Raw genomic sequence first — 21,975 nt, 5'->3', positions numbered from 1 at the left:
GCGTCCCGGGCTGCATTCCCACGCGGAGCGTGGGAATGATCAGTTAGGAGGGGGCAGGGCATGGGTGATCAGCAACCAATAATTATCGAATTGCTCCGTCAGCCCATTCCTGTTGTTACCCGCCAGCCTTCAAGTAACCGAATGTGTAACCGCCGGCTCCGCAACGGGGCAATGAGAAACGTATTGCCCCGTTTCGGCGCCTCAAAACCCCCGGTGAAAAATAAGACATCACCCCGCGCTTGCCGGATTAGAAGGGTTTGCGAATAATAGGCCCGCAATTTGCAGCATAGATCGGTTCACTGTCTTTTGCTCTTGCATGAAATTGCGGAGCTGTCAATGTGCTCAGGCGAGCTTCTCGGTGCTTCTGTAATTTGTTGTCGCATTGAAGAAATATCGGCTTCAGGCCTGTCGTTAGAATGCCGATCACTCGCTCGTCGTGGGTCGTGTTGAAATCGCTTCGGGTTTCAATGGGAGAAATCCTACGGACGCAGCAGCGCTTTTCCGTTCCACCCATTCGCATATTGGGCTGTCGCTCACTCTGCCGTTTTTGCCCTTTACCGATGGAGTCCCAAGATGAAGAAACTTGTGCTGCTTGGCGCCCTGGCACTGTCCGTGCTGTCCTTGCCGACATTCGCCGATGAAAAGCCTCTGAAGATCGGTATCGAAGCGGCTTACCCTCCATTCGCATCCAAAGCCCCGGACGGCAGCATCGTCGGTTTCGACTACGACATCGGCAACGCCCTGTGCGAAGAAATGAAGGTCAAGTGCCAGTGGGTCGAGCAAGAATTCGACGGTCTGATCCCGGCACTGAAAGTGCGCAAGATCGACGCGATCCTGTCGTCCATGTCGATCACTGAAGATCGCAAGAAGTCCGTGGACTTCACCAACAAGTACTACAACACTCCGGCCCGCCTGGTCATGAAGGAAGGCACCGTGGTCAGCGACAAGCTGACCGAGCTCAAGGGCAAGAACATCGGCGTGCAGCGTGGTTCGATCCACGAGCGTTTCGCCCGCGAAGTCCTGGCGCCGCTGGGTGCCGAGATCAAGCCGTACGGCTCGCAGAACGAAATCTACCTCGACGTGGCCGCCGGTCGCCTCGACGGCACCGTGGCGGACGCCACGCTGCTGAACGACGGCTTCCTGAAAACCGACGCCGGCAAAGGCTTTGCGTTCGTCGGCCCGCAGTTCACCGATGAAAAATACTTCGGTGACGGCGTAGGCATCGCGGTGCGCAAGGGCGACGCCCTGAAAGACAAGATCAATACTGCCATCGCGGCCATTCGCGAAAACGGCAAGTACAAGCAAATCCAGGACAAATACTTCGACTTCGATATTTACGGCAAGTAAAGACGTCGCTCGACCCGTCCGAAATGGCGCAAGCAACAGGATCTCTGCGGTTTGCGCCATTTTTTCATCCCAACTTTCGAGGACCTGAATCATGTTGAAAGGCTACGGGGCTGTCATCCTCGATGGCGCTTGGCTGACGCTTCAGCTCGCCTTGTCGTCCATGGCTCTGGCCATCGTTCTCGGGCTGATCGGCGTCGCATTGCGCCTGTCGCCAGTGCGCTGGCTGGCCTGGCTGGGCGATCTGTATTCCACGGTGATTCGCGGAATTCCCGATCTGGTGCTGATCCTGCTGATCTTCTACGGCGGTCAGGACCTGCTCAACCGTGTCGCCCCGATGCTGGGCTATGACGAGTACATCGACCTGAACCCGCTGGCCGCCGGTATCGGCACCCTCGGTTTCATCTTCGGGGCGTACCTGTCGGAAACCTTCCGTGGCGCATTCATGGCGATCCCCAAGGGGCAGGCCGAAGCGGGCATGGCCTACGGCATGAGCAGTTTCCAGGTGTTCTTCCGGGTGCTGGTGCCGCAGATGATCCGTCTGGCGATTCCGGGCTTCACCAACAACTGGCTGGTATTGACGAAAGCCACCGCGCTGATTTCCGTGGTCGGTCTGCAAGACATGATGTTCAAGGCCAAGCAGGCGGCCGACGCCACCCGCGAGCCTTTCACCTTCTTCCTCGCAGTGGCGGCGATGTACCTGGTGATCACCAGCGTCTCGTTGCTGGCGCTGCGTCACCTTGAGAAGCGCTACTCGGTAGGCGTAAGGGCGGCTGATCTATGATCTTCGACTACAACGTCATTTGGGAGGCCCTGCCGCTGTACCTCGGCGGTCTGGTCACCACCCTCAAGTTGCTTGCATTGTCGCTGTTCTTCGGTCTGCTGGCGGCGCTCCCCCTGGGGTTGATGCGCGTGTCCAAGAATGCCGTGGTCAACGGTGCGGCGTGGCTATATACCTACGTGATCCGTGGCACGCCGATGCTGGTGCAGCTGTTCCTGATCTACTACGGTCTGGCGCAGTTCGAAACCGTACGTGAAAGCTTCCTCTGGCCATGGCTGTCCAGCGCCACGTTCTGTGCGTGCCTGGCGTTCGCGATCAACACCAGCGCCTACACCGCCGAAATCATCGCCGGCAGCCTGAAGGCCACGCCGAACGGCGAGATCGAAGCGGCCAAGGCCATGGGCATGTCGCGTGTCATGATGTACAAGCGCATCCTGCTGCCGTCGGCCCTGCGCCGGGCGCTGCCGCAGTACAGCAACGAAGTGATCATGATGCTGCAGACCACCAGTCTGGCGTCCATCGTGACCCTGATCGACATCACCGGTGCGGCCCGTACCGTCAACGCGCAGTTCTATCTGCCGTTCGAGGCGTACATCACTGCCGGCGTGTTCTACCTGTGCCTGACCTTCATTCTGGTGCGCCTGTTCAAGCTGGCCGAGCGTCGCTGGCTGAGCTACCTGGCCCCGAGGAAGCACTGATATGGAACGCATCGACCACGTTCTGCCGTGGAGCCATCTGGGCAGCGAGCGCCGGATTTCGGTGTTCCGCTACGGTAGCGGTGAGCGCAAGGCCTACATTCAGGCCAGCCTCCACGCTGACGAGCTGCCCGGCATGCGCACCGCCTGGGAACTGAAAAAACGCCTCGGCGAACTCGAAGCCAAAGGCCTGCTCAATGGCGTCATCGAGCTGGTGCCGGTGGCCAACCCGCTGGGTCTCGGCCAGTTGCTGCAAGGCAACCATCAGGGCCGTTTCGAGGCCGGCAGCGGCAAGAATTTCAACCGTGATTTCGTCGAACTCAGCGCGCCGGTGGCGGCGAAGGTTCAAGGGCTGCTCGGTGATGATCCGCACGCCAACATTCGCCTGATCCGTCAGGCGATGGCCGATCATCTGGCCGCATTGCCCGAGGCGAGCAGCCAGTTGCAAGGCATGCAGCGCATCCTGCTGCAACATGCCGCCACCGCTGATGTGGTGCTGGATCTGCATTGCGACTGCGAAGCCGCGCTGCACATGTATGCGTTGCCGCAGCACTGGCCGCAGTGGCGTTCGCTCGCCGCGCACCTGGATGTGAAGGTCGGCCTGCTGGCGGAAGATTCCGGCGGCAGTTCGTTCGACGAAGCCTGTTCGCTGCCATGGCTGCGTCTGTCGCGTCTGTTCCCGGATGCGCAGATTCCGCTGGCGTGCCTGGCGACCACCGTTGAACTCGGCGGTCAGGCTGATACCACGCCCGCGCAGGCTGAAGCCTGGGCCGAAGGGATTCTGGCGTTCCTTGCCGAGCAGGGCCTGATCCGTGGCGAGTGGCCGAGCGCCGGGCGCGAACCGTGCGAAGGCATGCCGTTCGAGGGCACTGAATTGCTCCTGCCGCCGCATCCGGGCGTGGTGAGTTTTCTGCGCAATCCCGGCGAGTGGGTTGAAGCCGGTGACAAGATTTTCGAAGTGATCGATCCGCTGTCGGATCGGGTCAGCACGGTGTGTGCTGGTACGTCCGGGGTGCTGTTTGCCATTGAGCGGCTGCGTTACGCCCAACCCGGTTTCTGGCTGGCCAAAGTGGCGGGGCGCGATGCGCTGCGCGACGGCCCTTTGCTCAACGACTGACTGTTTTTGTGAGAACCGACCGCATGTACAAACTTGAAGTCCAAGACCTGCATAAACGCTATGGCAGTCACGAAGTGCTCAAGGGCGTTTCCCTGAAAGCGGCCGCCGGCGATGTGATCAGCATCATCGGCTCCAGTGGCTCCGGCAAAAGTACTTTCCTGCGCTGCATCAACCTGCTCGAGCAGCCGCACGCGGGCAAGATCCTGCTCAACAACGAAGAGCTGAAACTGGTTGCCAACAAGGACGGCGCGCTGAAAGCCGCTGATCCGAAGCAGCTGCAACGCATGCGTTCGCGCCTGTCGATGGTGTTCCAGCACTTCAACCTGTGGTCGCACATGACCGCACTGGAAAACATCATGGAAGCACCGGTTCACGTACTGGGCGTGTCGAAGGCCGAAGCCCGCGAGAAAGCCGAGCACTACCTGAACAAGGTCGGCGTGGCCCATCGTAAGGACGCGTTCCCGGGCCACATGTCCGGTGGCGAGCAGCAGCGTGTGGCGATTGCCCGTGCGCTGGCGATGGAACCGGAAGTGATGCTGTTCGACGAACCGACTTCGGCCCTCGACCCGGAACTGGTCGGCGACGTGCTGAAAGTCATGCAGGCACTGGCTCAGGAAGGCCGCACCATGGTGGTGGTGACCCACGAAATGGGCTTCGCCCGTGAAGTGTCGAACCAGTTGGTGTTCCTGCACAAAGGCGTCGTTGAAGAAAGCGGCAACCCGCGTGAGGTGCTGGTCAATCCGCAATCGGAACGCTTGCAGCAGTTCCTCTCGGGCAGCCTCAAGTAATCGTTCCCGTTATGCACCCAATCAGGTCATGCTGCATGACCTGAGGGGCGGATCCATTTCCTCTGTGGGAGCGAGCCTGCTCGCGATTACGGTGGTTCAGAAGCAATGATGCCGGCTGACACACCGCTTTCGCGAGCAGGCTCGCTCCCACAAGGGATCCGCACCGGTTTCAGGATTTGTGTTCATTTTCGGGCTAGCATTGGCCCTTGCCTTCATCACCGTTTTTCGTTTCGGATCGCCCACCATGACTGCCCATCGAATTGGTTTCCTGATTTGGCCCAGCACTAAAGCTCTGACTTTGGCGCTGGCAGAGGAGGCCTTGCGTGTTGCCCAGCGTGTGCATCCGGAGGTGGTTTACGAACTCTCGTTCCTGCAGGCCGAGCCGCCGCTCGAAGGCGAGTGGCAACTGCCGGGTGAGCCCTGGGCCGGCAAGCTGGAGAACTTCCAGAAACTGTTCCTGCTTGCCGATGAGCCGCCGACTGCCCTGGCGCCGGCCCTCAGCAGCGCACTCAAGCAACTGGTACGCACCGGTTGCGTGATCGGCGGTCTGTCAGCCGGTGTGTACCCATTGGCGCAACTCGGTCTGCTCGACGGTTACCGCGCTGCCGTGCACTGGCGCTGGCAGGATGATTTCGCCGAGCGCTTCCCGAAAGTCATCGCCACCAGCCATTTGTTCGACTGGGATCGCGATCGCCTGACCGCGTGCGGCGGCATGTCGGTGCTCGATCTGTTGCTGGCCGTTCTGGCCCGTGATCACGGAGCGGAACTGGCCGGTGCCGTTTCCGAAGAACTGGTGGTCGAGCGCATCCGCGAAGGCGGCGAGCGGCAGCGCATTCCGCTGCAGAATCGCCTGGGCTCCAGTCATCCGAAGCTGACGCAAGCCGTGCTGCTGATGGAAGCCAACATCGAAGAGCCGCTGACCACAGACGAAATCGCCCAGCATGTGTGCGTGTCCCGACGTCAGCTGGAGCGGATCTTCAAGCAATACCTCAACCGTGTGCCGAGCCAGTACTACCTGGAACTGCGCCTGAACAAGGCCCGGCAAATGTTGATGCAGACCAGCAAGTCGATCATCCAGATCGGCCTGTCCTGCGGTTTCTCCTCGGGGCCGCATTTCTCCAGCGCCTATCGCAACTTCTTCGGTGCCACGCCGCGGGAAGACCGCAACCAGCGGCGCAGCAGCAGCCCGTTCGAACTGTCGTCGGTACCGCCCGAGCGTGGTTGATCCTTGAATCACAGCGCGGTACGTCATCGCGTTGTTGTTTCAGGCAGTTTTCAATCCTCCATCTCGACACTGGGGCGGGTCTGCACCGGCGGATGTTCCAGCACGCCGTCGACGTTCAACGTCATGCCCGTCTCCTGGTAATAAGCCCGAATCCGCTGCATGGCCCGGGCGGAAAAGGGGTTGCCGCGCAAGTCGTAGCGATCACCGACATATGCCGGCACCTCCATCAGTTCGTCCGGCATTTCACTGATTTCATTACCTGACAGATCCAGCTCCATCCAGTTGAAGTTTTCGAGCACGCCCTTCGGGATTTCGCGAATGCCGGTGGTGCTCAGATCCAGATCGGTAAGCTCATGTAGATTGCGCAGGTCAGGTGTCAGTCCGAGCGGATTGTCATGCAGGTGCAGCAGATCAAGGCCGTCCAGATTCGCCAGTCCGGCCACGTCACGGGGTGAGAGCGTGAGGTTGCACGCAGGCAGGCTCAGGGTGTTGAGCCGTTTCATCCGGAAAATGGCTTCGGGGATATTGGTCAGGCCGTAGCCTCGAATATCGATGCTGACGAGATTAGGGAATGCTTCGAGAAATCGTCCGACCCGTGGCGATTCATCATGAGTGTTTTCCAGGTACAGGTCCGAAACATGACCGAAATCGGCACTCAGCGTCGGCAGTTCGCCCAGGATCGGTAGCCTGAATGTGAAATCGTGATCACCCACAGCTGAACCTTCGACGGGAGTTTTACGCCAGCAAGACAGCAGCGCTTCCTTGAACTGCGTCCTGTTTTGCTCATGCGCCAGGCGCTCTTCCCGAGTGAGTGGCTGGCCGTTCGAGCGATGTTCGGGAATCTCGCTTTCCCAGGCCGCCATGTCACCCAGCAGTCGGTTGAGTTCGGCTTCCCGGCGGGCCAGTTCGAGTCGACCATCGGCCAGCGAGCCTTCGAGGTGATAAAAAAAAGTGCTGGCCTGTTCATCATTCAGCGCCGGATAAAGCGTCTGGACGCGCGCGATATCTGTCGGCTCGGCCAGCACGCCGAGATTTTCCCCGGTCCCGCGAAAGTAGGTCTTGATGCGTTCTCGGGTGAGCGCGTTCAGTGGATTGTTGCCGAAGTCAAAGCCGTTGGTGATGGAGGCGGGCAGGTCGAAGATCTCTGCCGGCAGTTCGGTGAGGCGATTGCCGCTGAGGATGGCCGTTTCCAGTCCTGGAGCGTCCAGCAAACCTTGAGGCAGTGCGGAAATTCCGGTGTTGGATAGGTCGAGAAACTCCAGAGACGGCAGCCGGCGGATGTCGGGCAGCCGGCCCAGCGGATTGTTGTAGAGATCGAGCCTGAGCAGTTGCTTCAGCGAATGCAGTGCGACGCTGCCCTCGTCATTCAGCACGACCCCACAGTTGCTCAGAACCAATTGTTGCAGGTCCGGTATCCCGGTCAGTGCCGGCGCAAACTCTGCCAATGCCAGATCGCGCAGTTCAAGCGAGTCGAGGCCGGTGAAGCCGCGCAGGAACCCGGTACCGGCCCTTAACTGTGGGTGACCGATGATCGACAGCGTCCTGACGTGAGCAAAGTCGGCGCTCAAGGCTGGCAATTCACCGATGAATTCCGGGGCCAGGTTGAGGGCTGCTGCTCTCGATTCCGGGTTTGTCGCAGACCTCAGGCGCCAGAACGCCTCGATCTCCAGGCGAAACGTCGTACGGCTCGCGAACTCTGCGGCGCGGTCGCTTTCGGTCAGTACAAGTTTGCTTGCCGGATAGCGTTCCGGGATGTCGGTTACCCATTGGTCCAGATCCTCTTCAAGTTGCAGCAGTTCAGCTTCCCATTGCTCCATTTGCAACCGGCCGTCATCCAGCGTTCCCTCCAGCAGGTACAACACTCGATTGGCGTCTTCATTGTCCAGGGACGGGAACAGCTCGCGGATTCGCTCGATGTCTTCCCGTGGCATCGAAACGCCGAAACTCAACCTGAACTGCTGGTAGCAACGCTTGATGCGTTCGCGCATCGCGGATGACAGTGGATTGTCGGCAAGGCTGATTTGCCGAGGTGGCCGGGTGTCGACATTGAAGAAGATGTCGGGCAGATCGCGGATCTGGTTGTGCTCGAAAAAAGCAGCGAGCAGCCGTGGATGATCGAACAAACCGTCGGGCAGGCTCGAAATGCCGCTGTCGGACATATGCAACTGAAGCAGTGCCGGCAGGGTTTTGAGGGTGAGTGGTTGCCCCAGTGGATTCCGGTTCAGATTGAGGTACTGAAGGCCACCAAGGGAGGACAGGGTCGTCTGGCTTTGTGGGGTCAGCGTCAATCCGCAGTTTTCCAGAACCAGTCGTTCCAGAGACGGAATGTGAAGGGCCGTGAGCGGATTTTGCCCAAGGTTGAAGTCGTGCAGTTCCAGGTGGTGCAACCTGGAAAAAGGCTGAAGAAAGCTGTCAAAGGCACCGATTGCCGGATTGCCGGTGAGTGAAAGTACACGGATATGGCTGAAGTCCGCCGTCAGGCCCGGCAGCTCACCGCTGAACGTCAGGCTGGCAACCAGTGTATCTGCCCGTTGTCTGGGGTTTTTCGATGATCGGGTGCGCCACAGTGTCTGCAGTCGCTCGGCAAAAGCGGTTCTTGCCGAGTGCTCTGCGAGGAATTGCTGGGGAGTGAAGGGGCGGTGAGTGATCGGGTGAGACTGGGGAATCGCTATTTTCCATTGCGCCAGGTCGGCGGTGAGTTGCTCGAACTCCGCTTTCCAGTGCCTGAGTTGGCGTCGTCCATGTTCCAGGTCGCCGGCTAATCCATAGAACACGTCGCTGGCCTCTTCATGATCCAGGTCGGGAAACAGCGTCCGGGTGGCCTCGATGTCTGCCGGCTCGGCCAGCACCGAGAAATCCACGCCGTTTTCCCGGGAATGGCGTTTGATCCTTTCAAGTGCTTCGCTGCTCAGGGGATTGCCCGAGAAATCGAATCCTTCACTGGCATGGGCAGGCATTTCAAACAAGGCTTCGGGCAGCTCGCTGATGCGATTGTCACTGACGATGGCTGTACGCAATTTCGGATGTCTTGCCAAGCCGTCCGGTACATGAGTGATGCCTGTGTGAGAGAGGTCCAGATAGGTCAATTCGGTCAGGCTGCCGACGTCGGGCGCATCGCCCAGAGGATTGCCGGGCAATTCAAGGGATTCAAGCCTTGGCATCGACGTCAATGCAATCTGTAGCTCGCCTGTGAATGTCACACCGCAATTTTTCAAGAGCAGCGTCTCAAGCGTCGGCAGTCCGGTGAGAGTCTGTGGCAACTGGTCAAGTGCAAAGTCGTGCAGTATCAGGCGTTTCAATCGGGGGAAGCTTTTTAAGAAGGCCGAGGTGGCACTGATCTGCTTGTTTCCGTTCAGGGACAGTGCGGTGATATGGCTGAAATCCGCCCTTATTGCAGGCATGTCCCCCATGAATGAGGCCTGTGCCGAGAACACGTCCGCCCTCGTTTGCGGATGTGCGGTCGAGCGGTGACGCCATAGCCGTTCAATTCTGCCGGCAAAGATTTCGCGTTGGTAATACTGGTTGGCGTGTTCGTCGGGTGACAGCATTTCACCGGTGACCGGATTGCGATTCGGTGTGCTTCGTGACCATGTGGCCAGGTCGCTGGTCAGTCGGGTGATTTCACTTTCCCAACGCTCCAGTTGGATTCGGCCTTGTACCAGCGAGCCGGGCAGGCTGTAGATCAGCTCGCTCGACTGACGCTCGTTCAAGTCAGTGAACAGTGCCCTGGTACGGTTGATATCCCCTTGCTCGGCGCGAACACCGAGGTCGCTGCCGGTCCGGTTGAAATAGATCTTCACTTTTTCCCGGGTCGCACTGGAAAGCGGATTGCCGAAAAAGTCGTACCCGGCGGTGGATGCGGCAGGCTGTTCAAAAAAGGGATCAGGGATCGTGGTGATCCGGTTATCGGCGAGCCACGCGCTGACAATACGCGGATGACTCAGCAGGCCTGGCGGGACCTCAGAAGTTCCCGTGCCGGTAAGGTCGAGGTGAGTCAGATTCGGCAAGGTGCTGAGATCGAACGTCGTGCCCAGCGGGTTGTTGTTCAGGCTCAGTGCGTTCAGCTCTTTGAGGGATGACAGCAGCGACTGGTTTTCCGGCGTCAGGACGACACCGCAACGTTGCAATGTCAGCTGTTTCAGCTGCGGGAGGGTCGCCAGGCGAGGCGGCAGATTGTGCAGGTCGAAATCCTGCAGATCCATGCGCACCAATCCCTGGAAGTGTCCAAGAAAAGCGTTCACGGCACCCGGTCCACCGCTGCCGACCAGCTCCAGATCGACGACATGGCTGAAGTCAGCCGTCAGGGCGGGCAGATCACCCACGATCGGCTGGGAAAAACGCAGTTCGAAACCATTGAGGCCACGCATTTCTCTGCGCCAGCACTTTCGAAGGGCGTGGGCGAACATCTGGCGGTCGCGGATGGCTGCCATCCGCTGGTCGTCCGATAACCGGGTTCCGTCTGCCGGGTTGATCTTCGGGAGGTCGAACGTCCATTGATTGAGGTCGCTATCGAGTTGCGCGTATTCAAGTTGCAGTCGGGACAGCTCGGCAAGTGCGCCGGCCGGGTGATTTTCGAGGCGTCGGGTCATGGCGAGACGATCGGCCTCGGACATTCCCGGGTAGATCTGTCTGATCCGGTTGTCCAGTGTGCGGGGTGTTTGCGGGGAGGTTGGTGGATTGCGGGGGTAACCATCGGTACCCAGCAATCGCAAGGCATCCACGGCAGGGGCCGGGACAGGATCGGGCAGGATTGCCAGTCGCAGTTCGGTGCGGGGCAGTGGATCGTCACGAAGGGCTTGTCTGAGCTTTTCACCTTCGCCGATCTGCAGGTTCAATGCATGCCGTTCCGCATCCGGCAGGGCCTGCAGAACGGCAGTGTAGAAGTCGGTGGGGCCAAGCAGTTCCAGTCCCTGTTCGTCATAGGGCTGCCAGAGGCCATCGGATGTGAGGACCAGTACTTTCTGGATGGAGGCTTCGATGGGGCCGGTGCTGTCAAGTAACCGTCCTTCCCGGGTCAGGGCGCGGATTTCAAGATGCAGGTCTGTTGACCAACCCGGTAACCGCTCGAGGCTGTGCAGCGCCAGGGTATCGGAGTCGGGATTGCGCACCGAGTCCAGCTCAAGCCCCTCGTAGGCACGGTTGATGCGCAGCTCGTGCATGGCGTGTTCTGTCAGGGCCTGTTGCCGGTCAGGCCAGTCCCCCTGGCTGATTTCCACCAGCTCCGAACCTGTCGCCGTACTCAGCAATTCTTCGGTGATCCTGACGGGTAGCCGTGGTGCATGCAGAGTCACCTGTCTGGCCAGTGGATCAACGCTCTGTTGCAGCGCCTGATAGCGTGATTCGAAAAGTGAAGGTCGATGCTGTCGAGCGAGCTGGGCAAGCATGCCCCTGAGTCTGCGGGTGCGCGCGTCAAGCGCGAACATCTCGCCAGGCGCTTCTCCCAACAAAGTGTTGATTTCCGTTTCGTTGAGGGTCTGGAGCAGCGTCCTGAGCAAGTCTCCCCTTGCAAGACTGTTCTGACGGATCTCGGTCAGCGGCCGTTGTTCGTCGATCGAGGATTGCCACGCGATCTCACCTTGTTCGTCGATAAAACGCAGTCGTCTGGTGGCCGGCCACAGATGTTGCTCCTTGAGGAGCTGGAGCTGGATCAGCGGATCTGCCTTCAGATACTCCTCGGGTCTGTCGCTGGCGATCCGGTCTACGAAATCCTGCAATTGCTGATCGATCCTGAAACGCTGGATGGAGTCGGCCAGCAGTGGCGGCAATCGCTCCTGATTGACATGCATTTTGCGCAGCGCGTCTTCCGGATAGCCGCTGACCTTGAGGATCCGCTCCCGTCGGTCCGGGGAAAATATTTCGACGCTATGGCCGATGCGTTGCAAGGCAGTCGCTTTATCCCACTCCAGCGGTCGTTCAAGCTCGGTGTGGAAGACGCCCTCGCCGTTATGGCGCACGATGGGGCGGTAGGCGTCCGGGCGGGCCGGATGCTCGATGTACAGTTTGCCGGGATGCTCGTGATCGCTGACTTCGTAATGGGCCTGATCGAGGGGCAGCAATCTTTTGCCCCGGTGCAGATGCAGCCCCTGTGGGTCGGGCATGGATCCTCCGGGCGGTTTGATCCGGCTCGCATACGGTTGCAGATCCGGTTTCCAGTAGAGTGTCTTGCCATTGCGTAATTTCACGGGCTGGAAGCGGTCGATCAGTGCGATGAATTCGGCTGGCAACACTTTCGGCAGCTCCTGAACGGCGATCGCGCCACCGAGGCCGAAAGCCCCCAGCTGAATCAATGACTCCAGTGCGCCGAACAAATGCTCAGCCACTTCGGTACGCAGTCCTTCACCCCAGTCGATGACGCCTTCGAACACTTCGTCAAGAAACTGATAGGCCATGTACGCCATCATCATTTCGCCCAGAAAGGGAACGAAGGGCATCAGCACGAACGACGCGAACTCCAGAATCGAAGAGGCAATCCGGGTAAAGGAATCCCACATGGCCCAACGGGCATTGCGGTCGACCGTGGCGGTCGAGACTGCGATCGTTGCTGCGTCATTGAGGATCTTGTTGAGTTTTCGCTGAGAAAGCTGATCCAGCAGCGGGCCCTCGATGGGCGTAGCGGAAAATTGCAGATTGGGGTTGTCGACAGGCGTGTCCCGCCAGGCCGGCAACGAGCTGCCCGGTTCCAGGGGATGCCATTTGACCTGGCTCAGACGTCGCCCGAGGTCGGCGAAGAAGAATCCGCGCTGGTCATGGGCTACGAAACGGCTGAAGAATTTCTGATATTCGGGGTCACGCAGTTGACGTGTCAGCTCGCGCATCATGTCTGCCGTCGAGGCGTATTCCTTGACCGGATGATCGGGGTCGTCCGGCACGTAGGCCACCACCCTGACCGGGGTGCGCGTCTGCTGCAGATCCGGTGCGAACAGAACGATGCCGGTCAGCTTCGCCGACATCATGCTCAATTCATGGCACAGCAATGTCTGGCCATTGACTCGCATGCCTTGCAAGTCCTCGAGCAAGCCCCCGATCAGGCGGACGTACAGCTCACTGACATCGCCGTTTATTTTGGCCATGCACAGGGCGGCCTGGATGGCGGCTTTTTCGCTGGCATTGATGCGCTGACGCAGCGTCGCGCCGGCGACGGGGTCGTCGATGGCCAGGTTCTCTTCAAGATAGGTCTTGTAGCGGGCGCCAATGTCCAGATCCCGGCACAGTCGGGTGAACGCCGTGACGCTGATGCGTGCCTTTATCTGCGGCAGGGGGGTGAACTGGCCTGATGCCGAGGGTCTGGTAATGAAGGTCGACTCACTGGAGTAGGCGCCGGCTTTGGTTTCGCTGTCTTCGAAGTTGTGCAACGCCGCATCGAGCAGTGACACGGTCCAGGTCCGGCTGCCGGTAGTGATCGGGAAGCCGGGTGTTGTCACCGGGACGTAGAGGCGCAGGAAGATATGCCTGACATCGACATCCAGGCCGAATCTGTTTTTCAACGCCTGGGTCAGGATCGGTTCGGCATAGGCGGAGACGTCCTGCAGTCGCTCAAGCATCCGGTCGATGGTGTTTTGAACGCCCATGCGCCGGGCGATGACGGCTTTCAATTCGGCATGCTGCGCTTTCGATGCTTTCTTGAGCGTGTGCGGAAGCTCGCGGCGGTTGTGTTTCAAGGCCTGGCGTCGGGCGGCCGAAGCCTTGCCGAGCCACTCGGGGAAGGCATTTCTGAGAGGTTCGTAGTGTTCGGGGGGATTGAGCGGTGTGTGGGCTGCAATTTGTCTGGTGGATGCCTGCATCGGGTCTGTCCATGTACGTCGGGAAGCCCTCAGCAGACCAGAGAGTGTTGCGGCGGATGCGGTACATGGATATGACAGACCAGTGCCTGCCAATTGATATGCTCACAGGCCTGCTGCAATTGTCGACGACGGTTTAAACTGCGCCTTTGCGACGCTATTTGTCGCATTGCCGTAAACCCGGGAAAATCCGGGGTTTGCGCTATAAGAAGTTGTCGCTTGGCGACAAGGCCGGGCAGAAAACTGTCCTTACAATCCCCCCATCGCTCGCCAGTTTCAGGCGGGTGGCCCTCATCAGGAGACTCCGATGTCCGTTGAGCACGCTGCGGTACAACGCGCCGATTTCGACCAGGTTATGGTTCCCAACTACGCGCCTGCCGCTTTCATTCCGGTGCGTGGCGCCGGTTCCCGCGTCTGGGATCAGGCCGGCCGCGAGCTGATCGACTTCGCTGGCGGCATCGCCGTCAACGTATTGGGCCACGCGCATCCGGCGCTGGTCGGTGCGCTGACCGAACAGGCGAACAAGCTGTGGCACGTGTCCAACGTGTTCACCAACGAGCCGGCGCTGCGTCTGGCGCACAAGCTGATCGACGCTACCTTTGCCGAGCGCGTGTTCTTCTGCAACTCCGGCGCCGAAGCCAACGAGGCCGCCTTCAAGCTGGCCCGTCGTGTCGCATTCGACCGTTTCGGCAGCGAAAAATACGAAATCATCGCCGCGCTCAACAGCTTCCACGGTCGCACCTTGTTCACCGTGAACGTCGGTGGACAGTCGAAGTACTCCGACGGTTTCGGCCCGAAAATCACCGGCATCACCCATGTGCCGTACAACGACCTGGCGGCCCTGAAAGCCGCTGTTTCAGACAAGACCTGCGCGATCGTTCTGGAACCGATCCAGGGCGAGGGCGGCGTGCTGCCGGCCGAACAGGCTTACCTGCAAGGCGCCCGTGAACTGTGCGATGCACACAACGCGCTGCTGGTGTTCGACGAAGTGCAGACTGGCATGGGCCGTACCGGCAATCTGTTCGCCTACCAGCATTTCGGCGTGACCCCGGACATCCTGACCAGCGCCAAGAGCCTGGGCGGCGGTTTCCCGATTGCTGCAATGCTGACCACCGAAGCGCTGGCCAAGCATCTGGTCGTCGGTACTCACGGCACTACCTACGGCGGCAACCCGCTGGCATGCGCCGTGGCTGAAGCGGTGATCGACGTGATCAACACCCCTGAAGTGCTGAACGGCGTCAACGCCAGGCACGACAAATTCAAGACCCGCCTGCAACAGATCGGCGAGAAGTCCGGCCTGTTCACCCAGGTGCGCGGTCTGGGCCTGCTGATCGGTTGCGTGCTGAGCGATGCCTGGAAAGGCAAGGCCAAGGACATCTTCAACGCCGCCGAAAAAGAAGGCCTGATGATCCTGCAGGCCGGTCCGGACGTCATTCGCTTCGCCCCGAGCCTGGTGATTGAAGACGCGGATATCGACGCAGGCCTGGACCGCTTCGAGCGCGCCGTGGCCAAACTGACCCAAGCCTGATAGACCCTTCGGCGCCCGGTACTTTCAGGCGCCGAACCCAATTTTGATGCCGGGCGAGTTCCATTGTGGGAGCGAGCCTGCTCGCGAAGAGGGCGTGTCAGTCAACATTTTTGCTGACGGATAGACAGCTTTCGCAAGCAGGCTCGCTCCCACGGTGTCCGGCGTTTTTTCTGTGAGTTCATGAGAGAAAGGAGTGACACCATGCTGGTGATGCGCCCTGCGCAAATGGCTGATCTGGGCGAGGTACAGCGTCTGGCTGCGGACAGTCCGATCGGTGTCACTTCCTTGCCGGATGACGTTGAGCGCCTGAGCGACAAGATCGCGGCGAGCGAAGCCTCGTTTGCCGCCGAAGTGAGCTTCAACGGCGAGGAGAGTTACTTCTTCGTTCTTGAAGACACCGCCACCGGCAAACTGGTGGGCTGCTCGGCGATCGTCGCTTCGGCCGGTTACTCCGAGCCGTTCTACAGCTTTCGCAACGAGACCTTCGTGCATGCTTCCCGCGAGCTGAAGATCCACAACAAGATTCACGTGCTCTCGCAATGTCACGACCTGACCGGCAACAGCCTCCTGACCAGTTTCTACGTGCAGCGGGATCTGGTCGGTTCGCCCTGGGCGGAGCTCAACTCCCGTGGTCGTCTGTTGTTCGTCGCCAGTCATCCGGAACGTTTCGCCGATTCGGTGGTGACCGAGATCGTTGGCTACAGCGATGAAAACGGTGACTCGCCATTCTGGGACGCCATCGGTCGCAACTTCTTCGATCTGAACTACGCCGAAGCCGAGCGTCTGTGCGGTCTGAAAAGCCGTACCTTCCTCGCCGAGCTGATGCCGCATTACCCGATCTACGTGCCGCTGCTGCCGGACTCCGCTCAGGAAGCGATGGGGCAGGTGCACCCGCGTGCGCAGATCACCTTCGACATCCTGATGCGCGAAGGCTTCGAGACCGATCACTACATCGACATTTTCGACGGCGGCCCGACCCTGCATGCGCGCGTTTCGGGGATCCGTTCGATCGCCCAGAGCCGTGTGGTGCCGGTGAAGATCGGCGAGCCGGTCAAGGGTGCCGGTCGCCAGTATCTGGTGGCCAATGCCCAGTTGCAGGATTACCGCGCGGTATTGCTGGAGCTGGATTACGCACCGGGCAAACCGGTGACCCTGGATCTGGAAGCGGCCGAAGCCCTGGGCGTCGGTGAGGGTGCCAGCGTGCGCCTGGTGGCGGTTTAACGCCTTAGCGAGTTTCACGGGTGGCCGCGGCGGCCCGTTTGAGGAGATAGCATGATTGTTCGTCCCGTACGCAGCAGCGATTTGTCCGCTCTGATCGACCTGGCCCGCAGCACCGGCACCGGCCTGACCACCTTGCCGGCCAACGAAGAGCGCCTGACCCATCGGGTCGGCTGGGCCGAGAAGACCTTTCGCGGCGAAGCCGGTCGTGGCGACGCGGATTACCTGTTCGTGCTCGAAGACGACAATGGTCGGGTGGTGGGGATTTCCGCCATCGCCGGCGCCGTCGGTCTGCGTGAGCCCTGGTACAACTTCCGTGTGGGCCTGACGGTCAGTGCCTCGCAGGAGCTGAACATCTATCGCGAGATCCCGACCCTGTTCCTGGCCAACGACCTGACCGGCAATTCCGAACTGTGCTCGCTGTTCCTGCACGCCGACTACCGCACCGGCCTCAACGGTCGCATGCTGTCCAAGGCGCGGATGCTGTTCATTGCCGAGTTCCCGGAACTGTTCGGCAACAAGATCATCGCCGAGATGCGCGGTGTGTCCGATGAAGCCGGTCGCTCGCCGTTCTGGGAAAGCCTGGGCCGGCATTTCTTCAAGATGGAATTCAGCCAGGCCGATTACCTGACCGGCGTCGGCAACAAGGCGTTCATCGCCGAACTGATGCCGAAATTCCCGTTGTACACCTGCTTCCTGTCGCCGGACGCGCGCAACGTCATCGGTCAGGTGCATCCGGACACCGAGCCGGCACTGGCGATGCTCAAGAGCGAAGGGTTCAGCTATCAGGGCTACGTCGACATCTTCGACGCAGGTCCCGCCATCGAGTGCGAAACCGGCAAGATCCGCGCGGTGCGCGACAGTGAGGCGCTGGTGCTGGCCATCGGCACGCCGGGCGACGACGCCACGCCGTTCATCATCCATAACCGCAAACGCGAAGATTGCCGCATCACGGCTGCGCCGGCCCGTCTGGCCGCCGGTACGCTGGTGGTCGATCCGCTGACCGCCAAACGTCTTCAACTCAACGCTGGCGATCAGGTTCGCGCCGTGGCGTTGTCTGCTGCCCGGGAGTCGAAATAATGAATTCGCTATACATCGCAGGTGAGTGGCTGGCCGGTCAGGGCGAGGCCTTTCAATCGCTGAATCCGGTGACCCAGCAAGTGCTGTGGTCGGGGGAGGGCGCCACCGCCGCTCAGGTGGAGTCCGCCGTGCAGGCTGCACGCCAGGCGTTCCCGGGCTGGGCCCGGCGCACGCTCGAAGAGCGCATCGGTGTGCTCGAAGCTTTCGCCGCCACGTTGAAAAAACATGCCGACGAACTGGCTCGCACCATCGGTGAGGAAACCGGCAAACCGCTGTGGGAAGCCGCGACCGAAGTCACCAGCATGGTCAACAAGATCGCGATCTCGGTGCAGAGCTACCGCGAACGTACCGGCGAAAAGAGCGGCCCGCTGGGCGACGCCACCGCCGTGTTGCGCCACAAGCCCCACGGTGTGGTTGCCGTGTTCGGCCCCTACAACTTCCCCGGCCATTTGCCGAACGGCCACATCGTGCCGGCGCTGCTGGCCGGTAACAGCGTGCTGTTCAAGCCGAGCGAGCTGACCCCGAAAGTTGCCGAGCTCACGGTCAAGTGCTGGATCGAAGCCGGTCTGCCGGCCGGCGTGTTGAACCTGCTGCAGGGCGCTCGCGAAACCGGTATCGCCCTGGCGGCGAATCCGGGTATCGACGGTCTGTTCTTCACCGGTTCCAGCCGTACCGGCAACCATCTGCACCAGCAGTTCGCCGGCCGTCCGGACAAGATCCTCGCGCTGGAAATGGGCGGCAACAACCCCTTGGTGGTCGATCAGGTTGCAGACCTCGACGCCGCGGTTTACACCATCATTCAATCGGCATTCATTTCCGCCGGCCAGCGCTGCACCTGCGCCCGTCGTCTGCTGGTGCCGCAAGGCGCGTGGGGTGACAGCCTGATCAAGCGTCTGGTGGACGTCAGCTCGACCATCGAGGTCGGCGCGTTCGACCAGCAACCGGCGCCGTTCATGGGATCGGTGGTTTCCCTCGGCGCGGCGAAAGCATTGATGGATGCCCAGGCGCATCTGTTGGCCAACGGCGCCGTGTCGCTGCTGGCCATGACCCAGCCGCAGGCGCAGTCGGCGTTGCTGACCCCGGGCATCATTGATGTGACGGCGGTTGCCGAGCGTTCCGACGAAGAACTGTTCGGCCCGTTGCTGCAAGTGATCCGCTACACCGATTTCGCGGCGGCGATTGCCGAGGCCAACGACACGGCATTCGGTCTGGCCGCAGGTCTGTTGTCGGATTCCGAAGAGCGCTACCAGCAGTTCTGGCTGGAAAGCCGCGCCGGGATCGTCAACTGGAACAAGCAACTGACGGGCGCCGCGAGCAGCGCGCCGTTCGGTGGTGTCGGCGCTTCGGGCAACCACCGCGCCAGCGCCTACTACGCGGCGGATTACTGTGCGTACCCGGTGGCCTCGCTGGAAACCCCGAGCCTGGTGTTGCCGGCGGCCCTGACGCCTGGCGTGAAGATGGCGTGATGCCCATTCGCGAGCCGGCCCGTTCCCACGGGAAAACGCATTCCAGGGTGGGAACGAGCCTGCTCGCGAAGGCCGCGCTGCGGTCTCAAAGAATAGTTACTGAAGCCTATAACAACAGATTCTCGTGGAGCCTCGCTGATGAAATCCTTTGAAGTCAATTTTGACGGTCTGGTGGGGCCGACCCATAACTACGGTGGTCTGTCCTACGGCAACGTTGCGTCCCAGAGCAACAGCCAGCAGTCTTCGAATCCGAAGGAAGCGGCGCTGCAAGGTCTGGCGAAAATGAAAGCGCTGATGGAAATGGGCTTTCAGCAGGGCGTTCTCGCTCCGCAGGAGCGCCCGGACGTGGCGGCTCTGCGCCGTCTGGGTTTCAGTGGCAGCGACGCCCAGGTGATCGAGCGCGCCGCGAAAGACGCGATGCCGCTGCTGGTTGCCAGTTGCTCGGCGTCGAGCATGTGGGTGGCCAACGCCGCCACGGTCAGCCCGAGTGCCGACACCGCTGACGGTCGCGTGCATTTCACCGCCGCCAACCTGAACTGCAAATACCACCGCAGCATCGAGCACCCGACCACCAGTCGCGTGCTGGGCGCGATGTTCGCCGATCAGCAGCACTTCGCTCACCACGCGGCATTGCCGGCGGTGGCGCAGTTCGGCGATGAAGGTGCGGCCAACCACACACGTTTCTGCCGCGAATACGGCGAGGCTGGCGTCGAATTCTTCGTGTTCGGTCGCAGCGCTTTCGACACCCGCTATCCGGCGCCGCAGAAGTATCCGGCGCGCCAGACCCTCGAAGCGTCGCAAGCGGTTGCCCGCCTGCACGGCCTGCGTGACGATGGCGTGGTCTACGCGCAGCAGAACCCGGCAGTGATCGATCAGGGCGTGTTCCACAACGACGTGATCGCGGTGGGCAACGGCGAGGTGTTGTTCTATCACGAGGACGCGTTCCTCGACACCGAACAGATGCTGGCCGAACTGCAAGCCAAACTGGCCAGGGTCGGCGGCAAGTTCCAGTCGGTCTGCGTGCCGCGTTCGGCGGTCAGCGTGGATGACGCGGTGCGATCCTACCTGTTCAACAGCCAGTTGCTGTCGCGTCCTGACGGTTCGATGCTGTTGATCGTGCCGGAAGAGTGCCGTGGCAACGAGCGCGTGTGGAATTACCTGCAAGGCCTCACCGGCTCCGGTGGCGTGATCCGCGAAGTGAAGGTCTTCGACCTCAAACAGAGCATGCAGAACGGCGGTGGTCCGGCGTGTCTGCGCCTGCGTGTCGCGCTCAACGAGACCGAGCTGGCGGCCGTCAACCCGGGGGTCATCATGACGGCCCCGTTGTACGGTTCGCTGACTGCCTGGGTCGAAAAGCACTACCGCGACCGTCTGACCGAAAGCGATCTGGCGGATCCGCAATTGCTGATTGAATGCCGGACGGCACTGGATGAACTGACGCAAATCCTTAAACTGGGCGCGGTTTATCCATTCCAGATCAATTGATGGCCGGCGCGCTGCCTGAACGTGGCGCGCGGCTTGTCTCCCCAACAGAGCGTAAGAAAGACATGAGCGATTCCCTGCGGCTGATCCTTGAAGACACCGACGGCAAGCAACTGGAAACTTCCTGCACCCGCTTCGCGGTCATGTGGCAAGGCAAGGAAGTCTGGATTCAGCAGGATGGTCGTGGCCAGTTGCTGATCGGCGTGGACGTCGAAGAAGGCGACGAAGAATACGCCAACCTGCTGTTGCGTCCATTGGCGACTAATCTGGTAAGTCTGCAACTGGAGATGGAACCGGCTGACCTCGGCGACGATGACGGCCACGTACACGGCCCGGATTGCAACCACGACCACTAAGGAAACCGCTCTATGCTCGCCCTCGGCAAACTGCTTGAACTGACCCTCGCCGGCCGCGAACCGGCGGAGAAGACTCAACTGACTGTCGAAGGCGTGCGCATGCGCTGGCTGAGCGAGGGTGCGCTGGAAGTCCGGCCACCCGAAGCGCGCGACAATGGCCTGGACCTGCTGCTGTCGGCAGGCATCCACGGCAACGAAACGGCACCGATCGAATTGCTCGACCGGTTGCTGCATGACATCGCCCGCGGCGACCTCAAGCCGCGCGCACGCATTCTGTTCCTGTTCGGCAACCCGGAAGCGATTCGCAAGGGCGAGCGTTTCATCGAGCAGGACGTCAATCGGCTGTTCAACGGTCGTCATGAGCAAAGCAGCGGTTACGAAGCCCTGCGCGCCTGTGAGCTGGAGCGCCTGGCTGCGAGTTTCTTCAGCGTGCCGGATCGTCAGCGCCTGCACTATGACCTGCACACGGCGATTCGCGGTTCGAAGATCGAGCAGTTCGCCCTGTATCCGTGGAAGGAAGGTCGCCGGCATTCCCGTCTGGAACTGGCCCGCCTGCGCGCCGCCGGCATGGAGGCGGTCTTGCTGCAGAACAAGCCGTCGATCGTGTTCAGCTCTTACACCTACGACAAGCTGGGTGCCGAGGCCTTTACTCTGGAACTGGGCAAGGCGCGGCCGTTCGGGCAGAACGCCGGGGTCAATGTGTCGCGGCTGGAAAACCGTCTGAAACAGATCATCGAAGGCACCGAGCCGGAGATGGCCGAAGCGGGCCTGGACGGCCTGCAACTGTTCAGCGTGGCCCGGGAAATCATCAAGCACAGCGATGCGTTTCGCCTGAACCTGCCGGCGGACATCGAAAACTTTTCGGAGCTGGATGCGGGGTATCTGCTGGCCGAGGATCTGGCCAATACCCGCTGGATCATCGAAGAGCAGGGCGCGCGGATCATCTTTCCCAATCCCAAGGTCAAGAACGGCCTGCGGGCGGGCATTCTGATCGTGCCGGCCACCGACGAAAATCTCGCTTGATAATCGTTCCCACGCTCCGCGTGGGAATGCAGCCCGGGACGCTCTGCGTCCCAAAAGTGGACGCAGAGCGTCCCTTGAGGCATTCCCACGCAGA

14 protein-coding genes are annotated in these 21,975 nt (G+C 60.7%); 13 read left to right on the top strand and 1 reads right to left on the bottom strand.

The window, feature by feature from the left end; genetic code table 11:
• The first annotated feature begins 573 nt into the window (after positions 1-573).
• The 6 genes from BBF94_RS26010 (at position 574) to argR (ending at position 5,950) form a co-directional block, all read left to right on the top strand.
• Positions 574-1,347 carry an ABC transporter substrate-binding protein gene (locus BBF94_RS26010; protein ID WP_065261786.1) on the top strand — a complete coding sequence of 258 codons (774 nt, stop codon included), beginning with the start codon at positions 574-576 and terminating at the stop codon, positions 1,345-1,347.
• A gap of 91 nt (positions 1,348-1,438) precedes the next feature.
• The gene (locus tag BBF94_RS26005) at positions 1,439-2,128 is read left to right on the top strand and encodes an ABC transporter permease (protein WP_065261785.1); all 690 of its coding nucleotides are present in this window, start codon (positions 1,439-1,441) and stop codon (positions 2,126-2,128) included.
• Complete coding sequence (locus BBF94_RS26000; RefSeq protein ID WP_065261784.1) at positions 2,125-2,823, top strand: ABC transporter permease; 699 nt, start codon at positions 2,125-2,127, stop codon at positions 2,821-2,823. Before BBF94_RS26005 ends, BBF94_RS26000 begins: the two co-directional genes overlap by 4 nt.
• Position 2,824: 1 nt before the next feature.
• Complete coding sequence (locus BBF94_RS25995; protein ID WP_065261783.1) at positions 2,825-3,937, top strand: succinylglutamate desuccinylase/aspartoacylase family protein; 1,113 nt, start codon at positions 2,825-2,827, stop codon at positions 3,935-3,937.
• Between the two features lie 23 nt (positions 3,938-3,960).
• On the top strand, positions 3,961-4,725 hold the full coding sequence (locus BBF94_RS25990) for an ABC transporter ATP-binding protein (RefSeq protein WP_003227281.1): 765 nt from the start codon (positions 3,961-3,963) through the stop codon (positions 4,723-4,725).
• 244 nt (positions 4,726-4,969) lie between these two features.
• Complete coding sequence (argR, locus tag BBF94_RS25985) at positions 4,970-5,950, top strand: transcriptional regulator ArgR (protein ID WP_065261787.1); 981 nt, start codon at positions 4,970-4,972, stop codon at positions 5,948-5,950.
• 50 nt (positions 5,951-6,000) lie between these two features.
• Here argR and BBF94_RS25980 read toward each other — a convergent pair whose 3' ends face one another.
• The gene (locus tag BBF94_RS25980) at positions 6,001-13,731 is read right to left on the bottom strand and encodes a dermonecrotic toxin domain-containing protein (RefSeq protein WP_065261782.1); all 7,731 of its coding nucleotides are present in this window, start codon (positions 13,729-13,731) and stop codon (positions 6,001-6,003) included.
• 304 nt (positions 13,732-14,035) lie between these two features.
• On the opposite strand from BBF94_RS25980, the gene BBF94_RS25975 reads away from it, so the two are divergent.
• The 7 genes from BBF94_RS25975 to astE all read left to right on the top strand — a co-directional run bounded on the left by BBF94_RS25975 (position 14,036) and on the right by astE (position 21,881).
• A complete protein-coding gene (locus BBF94_RS25975; RefSeq protein ID WP_065261781.1) occupies positions 14,036-15,256 on the top strand; it encodes an aspartate aminotransferase family protein in 1,221 nt (406 codons plus the stop codon).
• A 201-nt stretch (positions 15,257-15,457) separates the two neighbouring features.
• Positions 15,458-16,477 (top strand): arginine/ornithine succinyltransferase subunit alpha, encoded by a 1,020-nt coding sequence (gene aruF / locus BBF94_RS25970; protein WP_065261780.1) that lies wholly within the window; start codon positions 15,458-15,460, stop codon positions 16,475-16,477.
• 51 nt (positions 16,478-16,528) lie between these two features.
• Complete coding sequence (astA, locus tag BBF94_RS25965) at positions 16,529-17,554, top strand: arginine N-succinyltransferase (protein ID WP_065261779.1); 1,026 nt, start codon at positions 16,529-16,531, stop codon at positions 17,552-17,554.
• Positions 17,551-19,020 (top strand): succinylglutamate-semialdehyde dehydrogenase, encoded by a 1,470-nt coding sequence (astD, locus tag BBF94_RS25960; protein ID WP_176704509.1) that lies wholly within the window; start codon positions 17,551-17,553, stop codon positions 19,018-19,020. The genes astA and astD overlap by 4 nt, the downstream gene beginning before the upstream one ends.
• 138 nt (positions 19,021-19,158) lie before the next feature.
• Positions 19,159-20,505, top strand: a complete 1,347-nt coding sequence (gene astB / locus BBF94_RS25955) for an N-succinylarginine dihydrolase (RefSeq protein WP_065261777.1) — start codon at positions 19,159-19,161, stop codon at positions 20,503-20,505.
• Positions 20,506-20,567: 62 nt separating this feature from the next.
• On the top strand, positions 20,568-20,858 hold the full coding sequence (locus BBF94_RS25950) for a topoisomerase II (protein ID WP_065261776.1): 291 nt from the start codon (positions 20,568-20,570) through the stop codon (positions 20,856-20,858).
• A gap of 12 nt (positions 20,859-20,870) precedes the next feature.
• Entirely contained in the window at positions 20,871-21,881 is a 1,011-nt protein-coding gene (gene astE / locus BBF94_RS25945; RefSeq protein WP_065261775.1) for a succinylglutamate desuccinylase, read from the top strand.
• Positions 21,882-21,975: the final 94 nt, after the last annotated feature.

Origin of the sequence: Pseudomonas bananamidigenes (assembly GCF_001679645.1) — a bacterium.
GTDB lineage: Bacteria > Pseudomonadota > Gammaproteobacteria > Pseudomonadales > Pseudomonadaceae > Aquipseudomonas > Aquipseudomonas bananamidigenes.
This window is presented reverse-complemented; position numbering and strand designations above follow the sequence as displayed.

Bases quoted from the DNA above. Each gene is read 5' to 3' on its own strand.
- BBF94_RS26010 (WP_065261786.1), top strand. From the start codon at position 574: ATGAAGAAACTTGTGCTGCTTGGCGCCCTGGCACTGTCCGTGCTGTCC.
- BBF94_RS26005 (WP_065261785.1), top strand. From the start codon at position 1,439: ATGTTGAAAGGCTACGGGGCTGTCATCCTCGATGGCGCTTGGCTGACG.
- BBF94_RS26000 (WP_065261784.1), top strand. From the start codon at position 2,125: ATGATCTTCGACTACAACGTCATTTGGGAGGCCCTGCCGCTGTACCTC.
- BBF94_RS25995 (WP_065261783.1), top strand. From the start codon at position 2,825: ATGGAACGCATCGACCACGTTCTGCCGTGGAGCCATCTGGGCAGCGAG.
- BBF94_RS25990 (WP_003227281.1), top strand. From the start codon at position 3,961: ATGTACAAACTTGAAGTCCAAGACCTGCATAAACGCTATGGCAGTCAC.
- argR (WP_065261787.1), top strand. From the start codon at position 4,970: ATGACTGCCCATCGAATTGGTTTCCTGATTTGGCCCAGCACTAAAGCT.
- BBF94_RS25980 (WP_065261782.1), bottom strand. From the start codon at position 13,731: ATGCAGGCATCCACCAGACAAATTGCAGCCCACACACCGCTCAATCCC.
- BBF94_RS25975 (WP_065261781.1), top strand. From the start codon at position 14,036: ATGTCCGTTGAGCACGCTGCGGTACAACGCGCCGATTTCGACCAGGTT.
- aruF (WP_065261780.1), top strand. From the start codon at position 15,458: ATGCTGGTGATGCGCCCTGCGCAAATGGCTGATCTGGGCGAGGTACAG.
- astA (WP_065261779.1), top strand. From the start codon at position 16,529: ATGATTGTTCGTCCCGTACGCAGCAGCGATTTGTCCGCTCTGATCGAC.
- astB (WP_065261777.1), top strand. From the start codon at position 19,159: ATGAAATCCTTTGAAGTCAATTTTGACGGTCTGGTGGGGCCGACCCAT.
- BBF94_RS25950 (WP_065261776.1), top strand. From the start codon at position 20,568: ATGAGCGATTCCCTGCGGCTGATCCTTGAAGACACCGACGGCAAGCAA.
- astE (WP_065261775.1), top strand. From the start codon at position 20,871: ATGCTCGCCCTCGGCAAACTGCTTGAACTGACCCTCGCCGGCCGCGAA.